The sequence below is a fragment of the Brasilonema bromeliae SPC951 genome, from assembly GCF_012912135.1.
In the GTDB taxonomy this organism is placed as follows: Bacteria; Cyanobacteriota; Cyanobacteriia; order Cyanobacteriales; family Nostocaceae; genus Brasilonema; species Brasilonema bromeliae.
The window spans coordinates 1-18,124 of the sequence record NZ_QMEB01000118.1 but is presented as its reverse complement, the minus strand read 5'-3'; the positions used below and the strand labels follow the sequence as shown (position 1 = coordinate 18,124).

Annotated in this window: 13 protein-coding genes, 1 tRNA gene and 1 pseudogene; 9 read left to right on the top strand and 6 right to left on the bottom strand. The window is 42.7% G+C overall.

Annotation, left to right across the window (positions count from 1 at the left end; all coding sequences use genetic code 11):
• Positions 1 to 284: 284 nt before the first annotated feature.
• The gene (locus DP116_RS15890) at positions 285 to 2,021 is read left to right on the top strand and encodes an NFACT RNA binding domain-containing protein (RefSeq protein ID WP_169156107.1); all 1,737 of its coding nucleotides are present in this window, start codon (positions 285 to 287) and stop codon (positions 2,019 to 2,021) included.
• A 324-nt stretch (positions 2,022 to 2,345) separates the two neighbouring features.
• Here DP116_RS15890 and DP116_RS15885 read toward each other — a convergent pair.
• Positions 2,346 to 3,446: pseudogene (locus tag DP116_RS15885) on the bottom strand (iron uptake porin); the annotation flags it as partial.
• 371 nt (positions 3,447 to 3,817) lie between these two features.
• Between DP116_RS15885 and DP116_RS15880 the strand changes: the two are divergent.
• The 3 genes from DP116_RS15880 to psbV all read left to right on the top strand — a co-directional run bounded on the left by DP116_RS15880 (position 3,818) and on the right by psbV (position 6,831).
• Positions 3,818 to 4,765 (top strand): metal ABC transporter substrate-binding protein, encoded by a 948-nt coding sequence (locus DP116_RS15880; protein ID WP_211173301.1) that lies wholly within the window; start codon positions 3,818 to 3,820, stop codon positions 4,763 to 4,765.
• An 81-nt stretch (positions 4,766 to 4,846) separates the two neighbouring features.
• The gene (locus tag DP116_RS15875; RefSeq protein WP_169156106.1) at positions 4,847 to 5,635 is read left to right on the top strand and encodes a metal ABC transporter ATP-binding protein; all 789 of its coding nucleotides are present in this window, start codon (positions 4,847 to 4,849) and stop codon (positions 5,633 to 5,635) included.
• Positions 5,636 to 6,339: 704 nt separating this feature from the next.
• On the top strand, positions 6,340 to 6,831 hold the full coding sequence (gene psbV, locus DP116_RS15870; protein WP_169156105.1) for a photosystem II cytochrome c-550: 492 nt from the start codon (positions 6,340 to 6,342) through the stop codon (positions 6,829 to 6,831).
• A 15-nt stretch (positions 6,832 to 6,846) separates the two neighbouring features.
• Here the strand turns inward: psbV and DP116_RS15865 are convergent, their stop codons facing one another.
• On the bottom strand, positions 6,847 to 7,074 hold the full coding sequence (locus DP116_RS15865) for a hypothetical protein (protein WP_169156104.1): 228 nt from the start codon (positions 7,072 to 7,074) through the stop codon (positions 6,847 to 6,849).
• 516 nt (positions 7,075 to 7,590) lie between these two features.
• Here DP116_RS15865 and petE point away from each other — a divergent pair.
• Both petE and petJ read left to right on the top strand, forming a co-directional pair.
• The gene (gene petE / locus DP116_RS15860; RefSeq protein ID WP_169156103.1) at positions 7,591 to 8,010 is read left to right on the top strand and encodes a plastocyanin; all 420 of its coding nucleotides are present in this window, start codon (positions 7,591 to 7,593) and stop codon (positions 8,008 to 8,010) included.
• A 360-nt stretch (positions 8,011 to 8,370) separates the two neighbouring features.
• A complete protein-coding gene (gene petJ, locus DP116_RS15855; RefSeq protein WP_422614231.1) occupies positions 8,371 to 8,754 on the top strand; it encodes a cytochrome c6 PetJ in 384 nt (127 codons plus the stop codon).
• Positions 8,755 to 8,843: 89 nt separating this feature from the next.
• Here the strand turns inward: petJ and DP116_RS15850 are convergent, their stop codons facing one another.
• The gene (locus DP116_RS15850) at positions 8,844 to 10,823 is read right to left on the bottom strand and encodes a hypothetical protein (RefSeq protein WP_169156102.1); all 1,980 of its coding nucleotides are present in this window, start codon (positions 10,821 to 10,823) and stop codon (positions 8,844 to 8,846) included.
• A gap of 319 nt (positions 10,824 to 11,142) precedes the next feature.
• On the opposite strand from DP116_RS15850, the gene DP116_RS15845 reads away from it, so the two are divergent.
• Both DP116_RS15845 and DP116_RS15840 read left to right on the top strand, forming a co-directional pair.
• A complete protein-coding gene (locus tag DP116_RS15845) occupies positions 11,143 to 11,838 on the top strand; it encodes an esterase/lipase family protein (protein WP_169156101.1) in 696 nt (231 codons plus the stop codon).
• A 107-nt stretch (positions 11,839 to 11,945) separates the two neighbouring features.
• Positions 11,946 to 12,602 carry a cytochrome b N-terminal domain-containing protein gene (locus tag DP116_RS15840; RefSeq protein ID WP_169156100.1) on the top strand — a complete coding sequence of 219 codons (657 nt, stop codon included), beginning with the start codon at positions 11,946 to 11,948 and terminating at the stop codon, positions 12,600 to 12,602.
• Positions 12,603 to 12,608: 6 nt separating this feature from the next.
• Here DP116_RS15840 and DP116_RS15835 read toward each other — a convergent pair whose 3' ends face one another.
• Complete coding sequence (locus DP116_RS15835; protein ID WP_169156099.1) at positions 12,609 to 14,531, bottom strand: cation:proton antiporter; 1,923 nt, start codon at positions 14,529 to 14,531, stop codon at positions 12,609 to 12,611.
• Positions 14,532 to 14,919: 388 nt separating this feature from the next.
• Between DP116_RS15835 and DP116_RS15830 the strand changes: the two genes are divergently transcribed.
• Positions 14,920 to 14,992: transfer RNA gene (locus DP116_RS15830), tRNA-Glu, on the top strand.
• 62 nt (positions 14,993 to 15,054) lie between these two features.
• On the opposite strand, the gene DP116_RS15825 is transcribed toward DP116_RS15830, so the two are convergent.
• Positions 15,055 to 15,639, bottom strand: coding sequence for an SRPBCC family protein (locus DP116_RS15825; protein WP_169156108.1), 585 nt, complete (start codon positions 15,637 to 15,639; stop codon positions 15,055 to 15,057).
• A gap of 9 nt (positions 15,640 to 15,648) precedes the next feature.
• Complete coding sequence (locus DP116_RS15820; protein ID WP_211173298.1) at positions 15,649 to 17,661, bottom strand: GAF domain-containing sensor histidine kinase; 2,013 nt, start codon at positions 17,659 to 17,661, stop codon at positions 15,649 to 15,651.
• Positions 17,662 to 18,124 lie beyond the last annotated feature (463 nt).

Below are 18,124 nucleotides of genomic sequence, written 5' to 3'. Positions count from 1 at the left end.
CCTCACTTGGTATCTGGCGTTGGGGTTCCCCCCGTTGTAGCACCTGGCGTGAGGGGTTAGGGGTGGGGTGAAATCAACGTGGAATAAAGGTTTGAACGTTAAGACAGACCCGTCCACGGTGAGACAGCGCTGCGGGAGGGTTTCCCTCCGCAGGCGACTGCGAACCCGAAGGGCACTGTCCTCCCCAACCTACCCCCTGTTCCCTGTTCCCTATCTTGTTGTTCACGAATGATTTAAGATTGCTATACTGAGAATCAGTACCTAAATAACAGCGACTAACCGTTGTGCAAACATTTGACTTTACAACTCTTACCGCTGTTTGTAGTGACATCCGCGCTCACTGGCTACCATCGCGCATAGAGCAAGTCTATCAACGCAACAGCTATACCATTGCCGTAGCACTCCGCACCCTCAAGCAGCGGGGTTGGCTGGAAATTTCTTGGCATCCCCAAGCAGCACGCCTTCACATCGGTGATCCACCACCAAGAACACCAGATACCTTTACCTTTAGCCAACAACTACTGCACCAGTTGGGCGGTTTGGCCTTAGTGGGACTTGAAACAATCGCCCCTTGGGAACGTGTCCTTGATTTGCAATTTGCCCGTCGTCCAGGAGAAAGCGCCCTGTATCACCTGTACGTCGAAATCATGGGCAAGTACAGCAACGTCATTCTCACCGATGCCTATAACAGCATTATCACCGTTGCCCATCAAGTCAAACAACAACAATCTAGTGTCCGTCCAATTCTGACAGGACAGCCTTATGAAACACCACCCACTCTCACCGCTGCGACACCCAGCTTGAGTGAATCTCAAGAACGTTGGCAAGAACGGGTTAGCTTAGTACCAGGATCTATCAAGCGTCAGTTGCTCAAAACCCATCGCGGTGTTTCTCCTTCCCTGATACAGTCAATGCTGTTGGTATCAGACATAGATCCAGAGAGTTCCACAGACACTTTAAAAGTTGATGATTGGAAACGGTTGTTTCACCATTGGCAAGAATGGCTGCAAAAGATCGAAAGCGAGAAATTTGAACCTGGTTGGACACAAGAAGGTTACACCGTACTTGGTTGGGGTGTTCACAAGAGGGCGAAAGATATCCAAGAGTTACTCAATCGATACTACACCGACCAAGGAAATCAACAAACATTTTCCCAACTGCGGCATCAATTGAGTCAGAAACTGAATAATCTTTTGGAAAAATTACGAGTCAAAGCTGCTACTTTTGAGCAACGCTTGCAGCAGTCAGAAAAAGCAGATGAATATCGACAAAAGGCTGATTTGTTGATGGCACATCTCCATGAATGGCAAGTGGGAATGACACAAATCATTATCCCTGATTTTGAAACTAGCGAACCAGTAAAAATTGCTTTACAGCCAGATAAAAATGCTGTTCAAAATGCCCAAAACCTTTACAAGCAGCATCAAAAACTCAAACGCGCTCGTATTGCTGTAGAACCATTATTGGCTGAAGTCAATGCTGAAATTGAGTATTTGGAGCAAGTGGAAGCAGCGATTTCTCACATAGAGAATTACAACACACCAGACGATTTACAAGCTCTTGAAGAAATCCGTGAAGAACTCATTCAACAGCGGTATTTAGAAGACTCAGAATATCGCCGTCGCAGTCCAACTGAAGCCGCTAGTATTAACTTTTATAATTACCGCACCCCCAGTGGTTTTGAAGTTTTAATTGGTCGTAATAACCGCCAGAATGACCAATTAAGTTTTCGTGTAGCAAACGATTATGACTTATGGTTCCATGCTCAAGAGATTCCAGGCAGCCATGTGCTACTGCGTCTAGAACCAGGTGCTGTCCCAGAGGAAGCTGATTTACAATATGTTGCTAACTTAACAGCATACTACAGTCGCGGTCGTCAGAGTGACCAGGTGCCAGTTGTTTACACTCAGCCAAAATATGTTTACAAACCCAAGGGAGCAAAACCGGGAATTGCTATCTACAAGCAGGAGCGTATTATTTGGGGACAACCGCAGTCGTTAGTGCTGAGTGCTAAGTCCTGAGTTGCGAGTATTTTTGTTATTCAAAATACATAATTTTTCTTGAACTTTTAATTTTCAATTAAAAATTTAAATATTTTCCGCCTATATACCACATTTGGAATTCTTCTTAAAGATAGAGGCTAATTTCCTTCCTGAATATCTTTTTTTGATAAATGTCATAAAAAATTTGTACTGACTGTTACAATATTGTTAAGAAAAGTATCTCGTTGCGTTTTGGGAACGCGCGATTTGGGCTTAACTCTTTTGAAAAGACAACACAAACAAGATTTTTAAATAGACCAGCTGTGGTAGGCTGGTCTTTTTGTACTGTTTAATTTGTACTTTTTAAAAAGTGAAGGTGGTTCTGACAGCACCAATGACAATATCATCGTTATTACTATTGTGGTCTGGCGCTGTCAGCCAAATGACTCCTGGAGTTATGCTAATATTTTCGCTCACCTGATATTGGTAGAAAGCTTCAATGTGATAGGAAGTGTCTTCGTCTTTGCCGATCGCCCTCCTAAGAGAATCGCTCACACCAGTCACTTTCGGCTCCATACCCACAATAATACCTGCGACGTTACCCTTTTTACCTAAATCCGGAAAGGCTAGGGTGACAGCATAATTCCAAATCTCAAATTCCCCACGAGGAATTGTTCCACCAACAGACGATAAAGTGCGAGTATTGGTATAACCAGCCCAACCACCCAAAACAAACTTAGGGCTTAGCTGGAAGGATGCTTCCACACCGTAGGAATTACTAGAGACTGGCACCTCAATCCCTGAGAAGGCCGCCAAAGTATCTGGTAGATTGGGATTATTTGCCAATGCTGATCGCAGGTTAGCACGGTTGCTGCCACTACTACCGTTAGCAGTGAAATCATTGTTATAAGAATTCACATAGGTCAAACCAAGAGTAAATTTGTCACTTGGTTTGATAGTTAGCTGCGCCATCGCGCCATAAGGACCGTTGAACAAACCACTTCCCCTGTCAGGATTAGCAGCGGCGTTTGCTAAATACCCTAAGCTGAGTTCCAAGTTCTTGCTGAACTCATGCCTAAGTCCTAAACCAGCACCATTAAGCTGATAGTAAATTGGGTTACGAGTCCCAAAATGAGAAAGGGCACCGCTACCACCATCTCCATCCAGGAAAGGGTTAACTGTATTGGTAAAATCATCAATCGCACCTGCATTGGCTTCAACAACAACGGTTGTTTTTTCGCCAATTCGGAACTGATACAACAGTGCGTCTATCCCTACATCATTACTGTTACTGTCATCGAAAGCGCCGCCTGCAAATCGGAAGTCACCTTCTGGTGTGAACGTAGAGGTGCTAGAGAAGGCATTCAGGTTGCTTGCCTGTAGTCGAGTTCTGAGTAAATCTTCGCCATTGAAGCTTGTATCAAAGTTGAGGCGAATCCGGTCTCCTACATAAGTAGTCTCATTAATTTATCAGTAATTAGCAGATTATTTAACAATCAATTTCAAAAAAATCTCATGAAATCTGTATACATGTCAAAGTAAAACTCCAACAGAACAAACCATAAGAGTTCTTTCTCAATAAATCTATATCTATACATTCAGTCAGCAGTACTTCCTAAAAAAAATTTTTTACGATTAACGCTCAGTTATCGCTCACAATGTGAGAATGAGAATTATTATAATATATGAGATAAAATAAATCTCATTATCAACAAAAATTTAAACACAGCAAAGCAAACAGCTTTCAATAAGGAGACAAAATAGTGAATCGGACTGACACCAGACGCAGAAGAAATAGATACACAAGAGGGATGACACCTGTGATTGCTCTGCTTATGCTATCTTTGAGTGCTGGGTGTACGGAATCTAATACAAATCAAGCAACAACTCCGGAACAGTCACCACCAGCACAAGAAACTGCATCCACGCCATCACCACAGTCGGGAAAAACCAAAGTGGTGACAACGTTTTTACCGATGTATATGTTTACCAAGGCAGTCACTGGGAATGCAGCAGATGTGGAAATTTTAGTACCACCGGGAACAGAAGTACATGAGTATCAATCTACACCAAATAATGTGAAGGCGATCGCCACTGCCAATGTCTTAGTAAAAAACGGCTTAGGTTTAGAGGAATTTTTAGACAACACCATAAAAAATGCCCAAAATCCCAAATTGTCTGTGATTAATGCAAGTACTGGTATTCAACCCTTAAATGAAATTTCACCTGTTGAGAAAACGGGTAAAAAAGAGCAAGAACACGACCACGAACACGCCGAAGGTAACCCTCATGTTTGGTTAGATCCAGTTTTAGCAAAACAGCAAGTTGCTAATATTCGGGATGGGTTAATTGCTGCTGATCCTGCAAATAAAGTGAGTTATGAGGCAAATGCAGCAGCTTATATCAAACAATTAGACAGTTTAAATAGTGAATTTCAGCAGACTTTACAAAAAAACCCTAATTGTACCTTTATCACCTTCCATGATGCCTTTCCATACTTAGCTAAACGCTATAACCTCAAACAAGTGGCAGTCGTGGAAATTCCAGAAGATCAACTAGCGCCAGCGGATGTCAAAAATGCAGTGAATGCGGTGAAAAAGTATAAAGTGAAAGCTTTATTTAGCGAACCAGGAGTAGATAACAAATTATTATCAAGTCTTTCTAAGGACTTGAATTTAACTTTGCGTTCCTTGGATTCTTTAGAAACTGGCAATACAGACCCGCAGCATTATTTCAAGGCAATGCGAGATAATTTACAAACTTTAGAAACAGCCTGCAAATAAATTTGGTCATTTACTATTTGTCCTTTAGAGAAAGTGCAAATAACAAGTGACTTATGAAAAACGACTCATAACGAATGACGAATGATTAATGATTCTCCTATTTTAAAAGTAGAGGGACTGACTGTTTATCAAGATAGCTACCTAGCTGTCAGAGATGTTTCTTTTGAATTATTATCAGGAACAAATACAGCTATAGTTGGTCCCAATGGTGCGGGTAAAAGTACCTTAGTACAAGCAGTGTTGGATTTGATTCCACGAAGTGCTGGCAAAATTGAAATATTGGGTCGCCCATTAGCACGTTTAGGAAATTTACGTTGTCAGTTGGGCTACATGCCACAAAACTTTATCTTTGACCGTAGCTTTCCCATCTGTGTGAGTGAATTGGTGGGGTTGGGATGGGTGAAACAAGCGAAAAGAAAACCATCTTTAGCCACTTTAACAACGGGGAGTTTTGGGGAAGCCCGTCAGGAAAAATCAGCAGCAGTCGCTGAAGCGTTACGGCGAACCGATGCTTACCATTTGCGAAATCAAGCAATTGGAACTCTCAGTGGCGGTCAACTTAAGCGGGTGTTGTTGGCATACTGTTTGGTTATGGCTCGAAAGCTATTGGTGCTAGATGAGGCGTTTGCTGGAGTAGATGTACAAGGTACAGCGGATTTTTATACACTACTTAATGAACTCAAGCAGGAAGAAGGATGGACGGTGTTACAGGTTTCTCATGACATCGATATGGTGAGTCGCTATTGCGATCGCGTCATTTGCCTCAACCAAACCATTGTTTGCACTGGTGTTCCAGAAGTTGCCCTTTCACCCCAAAACCTTTTAACAACCTATGGTCCTGCCTTCAGTCGCTATCAACATCATCACTAATTGACCGAAGAAAGGCAGCGCAAGCAGGGGCAGAAGGCAGAAGGGATTAAGAATTTCCTTGAAAAAGTTAGTCCTCTGTTTTTTGCCCTTTGGTTTCAAGCCCCTAAATTTATTTATGGAAAAGGAAATAAGATTTATTCCGAGATGCATGGCATGAGGAATAAGGCGTCCTTACTTCAAGCCCCCAACTTATGGTATGGGGATTCTTAATTTTGATAGCGCAGCGTGCCCGTAGGGCATACTTTGAATTTTGAATTTTGAATTGTTTTGACATGGCAGGCTTTCTGAGTCAGCCCACCACTGATGAGTTTCCCCGTCGCCTTTTGTGATATTGGTATTACAGTAGCTCTATCTCTACCTGAAGTGTTATGGCTTTTGCGGACTCGTCAATTGCCTAGATACCCACGGACTACAGTGTTCCTGTGGAAAAGGTGTTGTCTATGTGTGACGAACTCTTAATTGCCTACAAAAACCTAAGACCACTTTGGCTTGCTTAGGATGCAAAGGCAATTATTTGCCAAATTCTGTTTGAACCACACCCAGAAGGCACTAGCAACTGAGTTCATGAAACCGAAGTGACTTGAGTTGCTAAAAGTTCGTGCCTAATAGCAAAGAATATTAACTCAGCAATTAGCCATGAGCACGAATGAGATTGAGCATTGTCATTTTAGCTGTGTTGAGCATCAAAATCGTTAAGGGGAAAAATGTTTAGAAAACTGTTTGGCATTTTTGCGGCTACTATTTTGCTGACCTTTCAATTCGTTGTCGGTAGCGCCTGTGCAGTGCAACTAGACCCAGCGACCCGCACGGTGACATTAAATGAGAGTGGCGAGACTACTGTCGTTAGCCTTAAACAACTCAAAGAAGGCAAACGCTTATTTAACAACACTTGCTCTCAGTGTCATCCTGGAGGTATTACCAAGACAAACCAAAACATAGGACTTGAGCCTGAAACACTCGCCTTAGCGACACCAAACCGTAACAACATCGAAGGTTTGGTGGACTACCTGAAAAATCCTACCACCTACGACGGGGAAGAGGAAATTTCTGAATTACACCCCAGCACTAAGAGCGCAGATATTTTCACAGAAATGAGAAATCTGACCGATGATGACTTGGAGGCGATCGCTGGTTATATTCTCGTGCAACCTAAGGTTGACCCTATACGATGGGGCGGCGGTAAAATTTATTACTAAAACTAATGGCTTGATTTAGTTATTAGTTATTAGTGAGCCAGCGCTGCACCGAGGTTTCCCTCGTTCCGGCTCTGGTGAGTCCAGCGCTGCGGGAGGGGAGCCAGTGCGTTGCGGGGGTTCCCCCCGTTGTAGCACCTGGCGTTTTCCCTCCGCAGGCGACTGGCGTTCGCGTTCGCGCAGCGTGTCCCCTTGGGACTCAGCGTCTCCGAAGGAGATACCCGAAGGGCTCTCCTGTTGGGTCATAAGAAGTCCTATAAATAGAAACTAACGATTAGTTACCAGTAACTAATGACTACAAACTATGTTTAACAGTTACAAAATTTAGAAAAATATAGGATTGCTATCTGATTTTTGCTCAGCTAGGTACACCTTAAAGAGCCTTTTTTGTTGTTAAGAGTTCCCTGTTAAGCGCGATGCACTGAGCGTGGTCGAAGTGTTAAGCGCGATGCACTGAGCGTGGTCGTTGTGTTCCCTGTTCAACTAGTTAAGTTCATAAACCAAACCTGATTCCTATAGTTCGAGTCAGTGAGGTGGATTTGAGGATAAAAAGAGTTTTTGAAAACTCAGTACTTAAGACTGATGAATCATATACATTTTTGTGTATTAAAGTCAAGTCGTCATTGCTGATGACACTCGATTGAACTATAGTATATTTCGCCAATATTAAAAAAACTTTGCATCTACGACATATTGTCATATTTCGGCTTAATTTTATTTAAAATGGATAAGGAAGATAAAACCATGCATTAGGAGAAAACCATGAAAATCGTCGCGTCAAGCTTACGGCGCTTTGGTCTAGCATTGTTAACAATTTTTTTCTTTGTTAGTAGCTTCGCTGTTTTTGCTCCCAGTGCTTCAGCGGAAACATATACTGTCAAACTGGGTAGTGATAAAGGAATGTTAGTGTTTCAGCCGGCGAAGTTGACGATTAAACCAGGCGACACAATTGAATGGGTGAATAACAAAGTTCCTCCTCATAATGTTGTATTTGATCCAGCCAAAAATCCCAATCAGGATAAAGCTCTAGCCAAAGATCTGTCTCATAAAAAGTTGCTGATGAGTCCTGGTCAAAAAACAACAACCACTTTCGCAGCAGACACACCTGCTGGTACCTATACCTTCTACTGCGAACCTCACCGTGGCGCAGGCATGATTGGCAAAGTCACTGTCGAAGGCTAGATTTAAGCTGTTGACAGAAAAGACTTTATGGTGCTATAAAGCGAAATAAGCTCCTAGATAACAAACCCGAATGTTGGGATGTTTACATGAGGGGTTATCAGTGGTGACAAGTTTTATCCTGATCCAAAAGTTGATAGCAACCAAGAGGGATAAACTCGTCACCGCTAATTTTGAATAAATTTGTATCTAAACAAACAAATTATCTCGTTACTCACAAACAATTTAGAGCATGATGGCGTAGTCGCACTTGGAAGTTCGCAACTGTATAAAAGACTAGTTCTTTTAGGACTTCTTGTAGCCTTACAATAGTGTCTGGAGACTGTTTTTGGGTTGCTGGAGGCTAGTTGCAAGGAGAATCTCTTGAGAATAGTTTTATTTATAGCTTTATTGGCGATCGCCCTTTGGGCAGCTCCCTGCGGGAGCATCGCCTTGTTCCAATTTACATTTATTGATTCAGCGCTTGCAGCCGAAATATCCAACGGTAGCAAAATCTTTAACGCTAACTGCTCTTCTTGTCACATAGGTGGTGGTAACATCCTTATTAGCGAAAAAACTTTGAAAAAGGAAGCTTTATCAAAGTACCTGGAGGATTATGATGCAGACTCAATTCAAGCGATTATTTACCAGGTGCAAAATGGTAAGAATGCTATGCCCGCATTCAAGAATAAGTTAAGTGAACAGGAGATTATAGAGGTAGCTGCTTACATTTTCCAAAAAGCAGAACTAGGCTGGCAAGATAGCTAAAAATAGAAAAAGAAAACCCTCTGGTGTTCCGGAGGGTTTTTTATTGATGACAAGCAAGATAAGGAACTTTAGTTGAGTGATGACTGTTTTTATTTTTCCTGATTATTGCCTTGTCTTGTATCTCTAATTTGACGCAACTGTTGTAGTAATTTTTGGCTGTTTTGACCAGAAGCAGAAGATTGATTGCTATTGACTTCTTGTTGAGAAGTTTGTTCAAGATTCGCTTGTTGTGGTGACGTAGTTTGCTTGACAACAACCCGTTGCGGTGATGTTTGTTGTTCTTTATCAGTTTGTGAAGAAGATGCAGACTGCCTGACAACAACCCGTTGCTGTGATGTTTGTTGTTCTTTATCAGTTTGTGAAGAAGATGCAGACTGTCTTATCATCACCCGTTGCTGTGATGTTTGTTGTTCAAGATTTGCTTGTGGTGCAGGCGTCGTATTCTGCATCACAATCACCCGTCGCCGTCGTGATGTTTGTTGTTCAAGATTTGCTTGTGGTGCAGACTCAGTTTGGCTTTGGGATTGCTTCATCGATGATGAACCAGAACGCTGAACCAGGTTAACTTTTTGCGGTTCTTTGGATGGTTGTAAATTGACCCTGTCGGGACGCAAACCCTGAGTCATCTCAATTTTTTGTGGTTCTTTGGATGGTAGTGAGGTGACTGGAACTGAGCGCAAACGTTGAATTAAGCTGCGTTGTGCTATAGTTACTGGTTGTGTTTGATTGACTCGAGATGAGGTTGACAGTTCTGATGCGGGAGTTTTAGAAATATCGCTGTTAGGCTTGAACGAAATGTTAAATGGGTAAAACTTTGGCTTGCCATTTGCCTGGACAGGATTTTTTTGGAAATATTCTCTGAAATATTGCCTAACAGATGTTTTCAACTCCGATGGAACAGAATTATTGTGGAAATCTATCGACTCTACTTGACCTTCACGATTGATTACCAAATCACCTTCAACATTGCCTTGTTGTCCTGTTTTGCCATCGACTGTTTCAGCTATGGGCTGTCTCGTTTCTAAGTTAGGATATTGCTGTTTAACTTCAGTGAAACGTTGTGCAAAAGTTTTAGGTGTTGACGGTGTTGACGGTGTTGAGGCTATTGACGGTGTTGACAACGACCGCCCAGTTGCTAGTGGGGGTAACTCAGGAGGCTGAACATTTAAACCTTGCTGCAATTGCGGCAGGTTTTGCCTTCCTAAAGCAATGCTATTATCCCCAACTTGTGGAGGTTGTACAACAGGGGTTACGAGCTGTTGGTTATTCGCACCTTGTGATACCTCGCTCCCTTGAGCAGTGGTTTGTGTAGCGGTGCTTACATCACCAGAGGGAGGCATCTGGTCAGGGGAAACAGGAGCAGAGGTGTTAAGAAGTTCCTGTTCCTCAGCTATATTAGCTGCTTGTATTGGAGGCACATTGTAGGGAATCTTAGAAGATGCCAGTGGCTTAGCTTCTCCTAATTCTACTTTTTCTGGATAACGAGGCAATGATCTGACTTTCGCACTTAACGATGGGTCAGGTTCTGCATAACCAGGCAATCGTTTGACTTTTGCACTTAACGATGGGTCAGGTTCTACATTACGAGGCAATGGTTTGACTTTCGCACTTAAGGATGCAGGTTGCAAATCTTTTTTGGAAAGAATTGGCAAAGACTGACTTTTAGGCAAGGAAGCAACGGCTAAGTTGTTCGTTTTAGGCAGCGGGGGTAATATCAGAGCAGTAGAAGACTTTGATGGTGGTAGAGGCGGTAATGATGGAATTGATTGATTAGCAAACTTTGGCGAAGGAACTTGTGGAAGTAATGCGGGCGCTGGCGGTTGTAAGGGTTGTAAGGGGAGTTGTGGTATGCCAGGTTGTGGCAGACGGTTTTTTTCAGATTGACTTAATTCAACAAGTCCAACACTGCTTTTTAATGATGGTTCTTGCTTAGGTTTATTAGAATTCGTTGGCACTATCGGCAGAAGAAACGCGATAGCACTGTGAATGCCAAGAGATGCTAGGACTGCTATCCCAGTCGGCTGGCTTAAGAATTCAGGTATATTTTTCAGGAGGGAAACGTAGGACATAGCTGTTATCGTTCACTCGACTCAGTTGCAGTTATCTAGCAATCTATTACTTTGCTATTATCGTTCACTCGACTCAGTTGCAGTTATCTAGCAATCTATTACTTTTCTTATCTTTGAGGTAACATATAGTAGTAGAACGGAAGCGCCCCTCTTCAAATAATAGCTTTCTATTGGGAATTGAAAACAGGAACAACACCGATTTTTTGACTGGTTATTTTTTTCAAAAATGACGGATATACTACTCAAAAGTTGCACTCGCTGATGTTGGGCTTCCAATTCCGGATGCTTTTTCATCTCTCATCTCTATCGAAAATCAAAAATGCCTTTACCGACAGTTATTTTGCCGGGATACCTAGAAAGCGGAGTCGCTTACCGCTCACTAGAACAATCTTTGCAGCAATTGGGTTTTCCTGCTGTTACTGTAGCACTGCGACGGCGTGACTGGATACCCACTCTTGGCGGAAGATCTGTGACGCCTATTTTGCAGCAACTCGATGCTACGGTCAAGCAGATATTACAGCAATGCAATACGTCTCAAATTAACTTGATTGGTCACTCAGCCGGAGGTTGGCTTTCTCGTATCTACTTGGGAGAAAAGCTTTACTCAGGACGTGGTGAAGTCACATCATCTGTATGGCAAGCTCATCCTGTGGTTGCAACTCTGATAACATTGGGTACACCTCATGTCAGCCAAGAACGCTGGACACGCTGGAATTTGGATTTTGTTAATCAACATTATCCCGGAGCATTTTACAAAAATGTTCGCTACGTTTGTGTTGCTGGAAAAACGATCTTTGGGCAAAGACGGCGGGGTAGTTGGTTAGCTTACAGTAGCTATCAGTTAACTTGCGGTAATGGTAACACGTGGGGTGATGGAATTACACCCATTGAAGCGGCTCATCTTGAGGGAGCCCAAAACATTGTTATAGAAGGAGTCAGGCATTCCCCCAGAAGCTCTCCAATGTGGTACGGTTCACCAGAACCATTAAAAGCTTGGGTTCAATACTTAGTATAAAGACAGTGCATTATTTTTAGTTCTTATGAGAAACTAACTATTCTTAACAATTCTTAGTTACACTCGTAATAAAACTAAGGAATTTTTAAGAAAAGGAGTGCTAAGCCATGCACAACACACAGTCAGATGTGGTTCTGCGGCGAATCACAACAATATTATCGGTAGTCATCATAACTCTGACCCTGGTTGGTGCTACGACTGGAATTTTGTTGTCGTTTTACTATGAACCAGCAGCAGGTCGAGCTTACCAGTCGTTGAAAATCATAGACACAGAAGTTCCATACGGTTGGTTGTTCCACAAAGCGCACCAGATAGCTGGTAACGCGGTTGTTGTCATTGCTCTGATCCAAATTGTGCTGATGTTTGTCAGCAGACAATTTAGCAAGAGTTGGCTGACTGCTTGGATCAGTGAAATTTTCTTTACCCTGAGTGCGATTGGATTGGGTTGGACAGCGATGATCCTCTCTTGGGATCAAGAAGGATTTTGGCGTTTTAACATCGAACTGGGAACCATAGAAGCTATTCCTTTTGTTGGTTCTATATTGCGAGATATTTTGACTGGTGGTGGAGCCATTAGTACCGTTACTGTGCAGCATCTTTACACGATACACAGTTATCTGATCTCAGTTACTGCCATAGTTCTATCTGTTGTGCATTTATTGAGCGTGCTATGGCTAGAATTGCAATTGAAAAAAATGTATGCAGAAGGAACGCTCCCACAGACTGATAAGATACAGCAGCAACCAGCCAATGCTCAAGGATAAGAAATTTTAAGGTGTGCGAGCATCGCTAGTGGAAAGTTGAGAGAGTTTTGCCAACGGTATTTCTTCAACCTTCGGTAATTTTTCAAGGGCGAGGCGAGTGGACTGGCTAGCACCCGACAAGCGTTTTAATAATTGTGGTCTGGGATCGTGTAACAGGTAGATGATGCGATCGCCAACTTCCCACTCTTGCGCTGCGGGCATAACTTGAAGATGTTGTTCTCGTTCTACCAATAGCGGTATCAACTCGCCAGTTCTAATTAATGCCTTCAAATGCTCTTGTTGAAGGTCAAAACTAGATTCATTGAGTGTCGTTGTCCCCAACTTGACCTGTCCGTCATTCACATACTCATTCCAGGTCTTGATTGGCAAATCTGGAATCAAAGCCTGGTTGACCTTATTCTCATTAGTAGAAGTCGTTGCTTGTGGATCGCGAGGGAAAACAGCCAAGACACGCGGCGGGTTAAACTCTTCTGCCGCACGTTGTGCTAAGACAAAATTAACCTCACCATTACTGGTCATTGCTAAGAAAGTTCCCATTGAGCCAAGTCCTGCTTCTTCCAATACACCAGTATCCAAGGCGCTGCTGGAGATAACTCTCAGATTTTGTGCTAGGGCTTGTTCGCTACGTTGTGCGTCAGTGTCAATCATCACCACTGGTTCTCCCCATTCTTGGAACAACCGAGCAATTAATAAACTCAAGGGGTTACAACCAACAATCACCGCCCCTACGGCGTCTTTTGAGGTGATTTCCAGACACTTGGCAACCCAACCAGCCGTTAACCCTTGACAGAATACAGTCATGATAATTGTGAGAAACACCAAAGCTTTGATCGCTTCACCACCGTTAATCCCGCGCTGAGTTAGTAAAATTGCAAACAAAGAAGCAACGGAGGCAGAAACTATTCCGCGTGGAGCAACCCAGCTTAAAAACAATTTCTGTCGCCAGTTAAACTCACTGTTCCAGGTACAAAAGAGGATATTTATCGGGCGAACGACAAACATCAAGACCAGCACCGTGAACACACCACCCCAACCCAAAGCAAACACACTCGCAATAGATAAGTCAGCAGCGAGCAAAATGAACAACACCGAAACGCTAAGAATAGTCAGTTGACCTTTAAAACGCCGCAACAATCGTTCTTCTGGCACTGAGGAAGCTCCAAAAACGACTCCTGCAACGACAACTGTCATTAATCCCGACTCGCTGCGAATCATCTGCGATAGGGCAAATAAACCCCATAATCCTGCTAAAACAACCAGGTTTTTCAGCTCAAATGAGAGAAAATTTGCACGTTTGGAAATTAAGGACATCAACCAGCTACCTGCTGCACCAATAACTCCACCAACACCCAAGCGCAGCGTGAGACTGCTCATTGCCGTAATGAAGTCAGTATGGTTGCTTAATACCGTGTTGAGCACCACGACGGCGAGGATAGCTCCTACTGGGTCAATAAGAACGCCTTCCCCTTCCAAAAGCGTTGCAACCTGCCGATCCACATTGATTTGTTTGAGCAGAGGACTGACAACAGTTGGTCCTGTCACCACAACTAAGGAAGCGTAGAGAAAAGCAATTGGCCAAGGGAATTCACCCAGCCAGTGCACAGCCATACTACCTCCAACTAGCGTGATCATGGTTCCCAAGGTGACAAGCAATTGCAGGCTAGTCGAAACTTTGCTTAACTCTTCGAGATCCAGACTCAATCCGCCTTCAAACAAAATAATTGCTGTTGCCAAAGCGACGATAACTTCCAGCCCAGTGCCTAGCATAGCTGGGTGCAATAGCCCAATACCATCGGAGCCAAGTAGGATGCCAAACACAAGCAAAAAGACGATACTGGGTACCCGAAGGGATGCAGCCAGCACCTGAGCGCTAATACCTGCAAAGACGGCAATCACAATTTGCAGGGTGATTTCAAAAGATGCTTCCATGTTGTAGATTTTGACCGAGATATTTCAAAATCTTTTGTAAAGAATAGTAAATCTTAATTCTACTGCGTGCAACATCACACCCAGAGTTTTTGATCAAATCAAGTTTCTGTTTCATACTAAGTTGCTAATAATACTTTAGCTTTTATTTTTTGTGAACTAGGAGTGATGAGCGCCTGTGATTATCAGGCGAAGCAACCTTGTTCCCAACTTCTACTATAGAGTCTGGAGTTATTCTATACTCTGAGTTCTCCATTCTTGTTATTATTAAGTATTTTTGCGGAGACACAGCGAAAATGTCCATATCTTTCATTTTCCGAGAAAGTTTTTTTGAAAAGCTGTTGACATCAGTAAGAAAACTAGTTAGACTTTAACAAAGTGTTGACCTAGCGCCCCCATCGTCTAGAGGCCTAGGACACCTCCCTTTCACGGAGGTAACGGGGATTCGAATTCCCCTGGGGGTATTAAATAAAGAAGAGAGATTGTGGGAACTGTATAATCCTAGTCTCTCTTGGTAACATCTTACCTAGATTTGTAACACCCGTTGGCGAATTGCAAGAAGATTCAACCGCATATCGTCGCTGATACGACGCTCGATGATTCCGACTGGCATACTACGTTTCGGCCAAATTTTCACGGTGTAGCAAAGGTATGTTCCCATATGTTCACTAAAGAAGTAAGGCTCTAATAGCCAGCTACCAGAGAAGTCTTTGAAATCTCCTTCTACCATACGGAAATTAATTTCCTTGGGGAAATATTCTTCTAAGTCCAGAACAACACGCGCACAAAAGTTAAGGCGTAGAAAGCGCTGAGCGCCTACTTGTTCTAAACGAATACCTCCTTGAGGATGCTCAAGGAGGCGACTTTTTGTGAGATTGGGGATGAAGTCAGCTAAAGCTTCATAATCTGTGAGTACTTTCCAGACTTGTTCTACTGGTTGGGAAATTTGAAGCGAAGCCGTGATTTGTCGCTGTCGTTCTGCTATTTTCTCAATTTGGACTTCTACAGCTTGTAAATCATCTGCATCAGCAGATCCATTTCGTTCTAGATCGGTGTCATCGCCGATAGCAGATAAATCCAGTTCCTCTTGTATGTTGTGTTCTTCAGTCACTTTCACAAGTTATGAGTCGTTTTTATCAGAAAATTGGGGCAGTGTCAGGGTAAAGCAGATTGTACTGAAGCTAGAATCCTCTATGGGCGTACTTTCTACTGCAATTGTCCCATTGAGATGTTGAACTAAAGACTTGACCAGAGCAAGTCCCAAGCCTGCCCCTGGAGTCCATCTCCCTTTCCCCCGACGAAACCTGTCAAATATGTAACTAGCTTCTTCTTCTGAGATGCCACGTCCGATGTTGCTCACTTTAATCATAACTTGGTCAAGCTCTTGATTGACTTGATGAGTGACTTGCAAATGGACAACAGTGTCATGTTCTGAGTATTTGCTAGCATTCGTTAACAATTCCTGCAGAATACGGTCAAAACTCTCTCTTTCGGTTTGCACTGTAAGTGGCGAATCTGGCAAATCTAGGGAAAGGCTTATGCCCTTATCTGCTAGTTTAGCGTCAAAAGTGGCTGATAAATCACGAATTCTTGCATTTAAATTGGTCGTTTCTAATTGCGGACGTTCATTATGAGTCGCTAATTCTTGGAGTTTTAATAAGTCATTAATCAAATGAATCTCATCCGTGCAATCTTGCTCGATCATATGGGCGTATTTGGTCTGACGCTCGTTTAATTGCCCCATTTGACGTAAGTTACGGATAGCCACACTAATCCTTGTCAGTGGATGGCGCAAGCGATCGCTAATATTGCTTAAAAATTCATCCTTCAAATCGTTAAGCTTTTGTAACTGTTCAGTTTGTTGACGCTTGACTTCGTAAAGTCTTGCTTGGACTTCCAAACTACGTTGCAGTTGTGCTGTACGTTCATCTACCAATGTTTGTACTTGGCGTAGTGTCTGTGTTTGAATTATGGCGTTGCTGAGTTGAGCACAGACCATTTGTACTATATTTAATTCAGTTGCTTGCCAATCGCGAGCAACTGCTTGCTGTAACACTAAAAATCCTAATATTTTACCTTGAATTTCTAATGGCATTAATAGCACTACAGGCAGCGCTTCTATTGCAAATACTGGGTTAACTGTTAAAGTATCTTTTAAATCTGTATCGTCATTAATGATTAATGGATTTCCAGAGTTCACGAAGGCACGCTGGCATAGACCACAGTCCTTCAGAGAAAAAGAAATCTGTGAAATATCTAACTGATTTATTAGGGGAGTTTCTGTTGTTCCATTCCACTGGGCCACAACAGAGGCTTTTGCTTGGGGAATTTGTTGTTGTCGTCGATTTCTAAACAATGGATCGGTATACTTGAGCAGTATAAGCAGACCACGATCCGCTTCGAGAGCCTCAGCTGTGGAAGCGAGCGCCAGCCGAAGCATTTGATTGATCTCCAGATTGGTGCGACTTATAATAGTTAGTCGCTTGATTAAGCTTTGATGCTGTACACAAGTTCGCAGGTACTGATTTTGATCAGCAATCTGCTGTGCTTGTGCGACTTGAGAAAATGCGATCGCGCAACACGACTCGACAGCTTTTAATAGCTGTTTTTCAGATTCCCCCCAAATGTATGGCTGCGATTTGATGAGACTAATTACGCCGTTATTTTTGCCACTAAATCGAGTGGGTATTGCTAAAACCGCCTTGATTGTCGGTGGCAAAGATTGACGTCCAATAGCCAAACATTTTTGAATTGTTGGAATATCCTCAATGGTGAATCTTTCAGAAGCACATTCGATCACCGCGACGTCTAAGTGCTGTTCCATTGAAAACACTTCATCTGCACCAGACAACTCTAAGTTCTCTTGGGCACACCAGCTAGCAGTTATTGCCTCGCTCGATACTTCACCTGATACTGTCACTAAGCTACAACCATCGACTTGAAAGGCAACTCCTATGACTTTGGCAATATCTTGCAGCATCCTTGTCGGAGTTGAGCTATTGGCGATTATTTTATTAATTTTATTGACTAACTGGTAAACAGGTTCTTCCTGATGCGGCATCAGCTTAACCGAGTATTGTTTGTGTAGATCTACTTCATCTAAACGCTTGGACGGTGATAAAGGTTTGTTCATTCTTGCCACACTCTTGAATATTGACCCCATTTTCTTCGTAAACAACCTCTCGGAACATGATTCACCCAAAGCTCGTGCTACCTGTTATAGCCCCTTTCTGTTGGAGATGGTCAAATCCTTTGTGAGAAATTTTCTCTTTGTGTAAAAAATATTAAAAAATTTATCCAGACGCTGTCGTCAAAGAATTTCGGGTATTTTCGTCTTCAATAACTAGCCAACCTAGACCTAGAATATCCTGCCAGCCTCCATATACAAACCGTAATTTCTCTGGTTTTGAGGCTAAAGCTCTGTTAAATGTATCCGCGTTAACACTGAAACGTATCTGGAAATAAGGTATTTTTATTTATCATTATGCATTTGGTGAATGGGTTGGAACCCCGCTCGTTTAGCGAGAAGAAAATCTGTTACACCACGAAGTTTCAGAAAAGCTCTGTGGCTTACTTTTACAAATAACCAAATACCT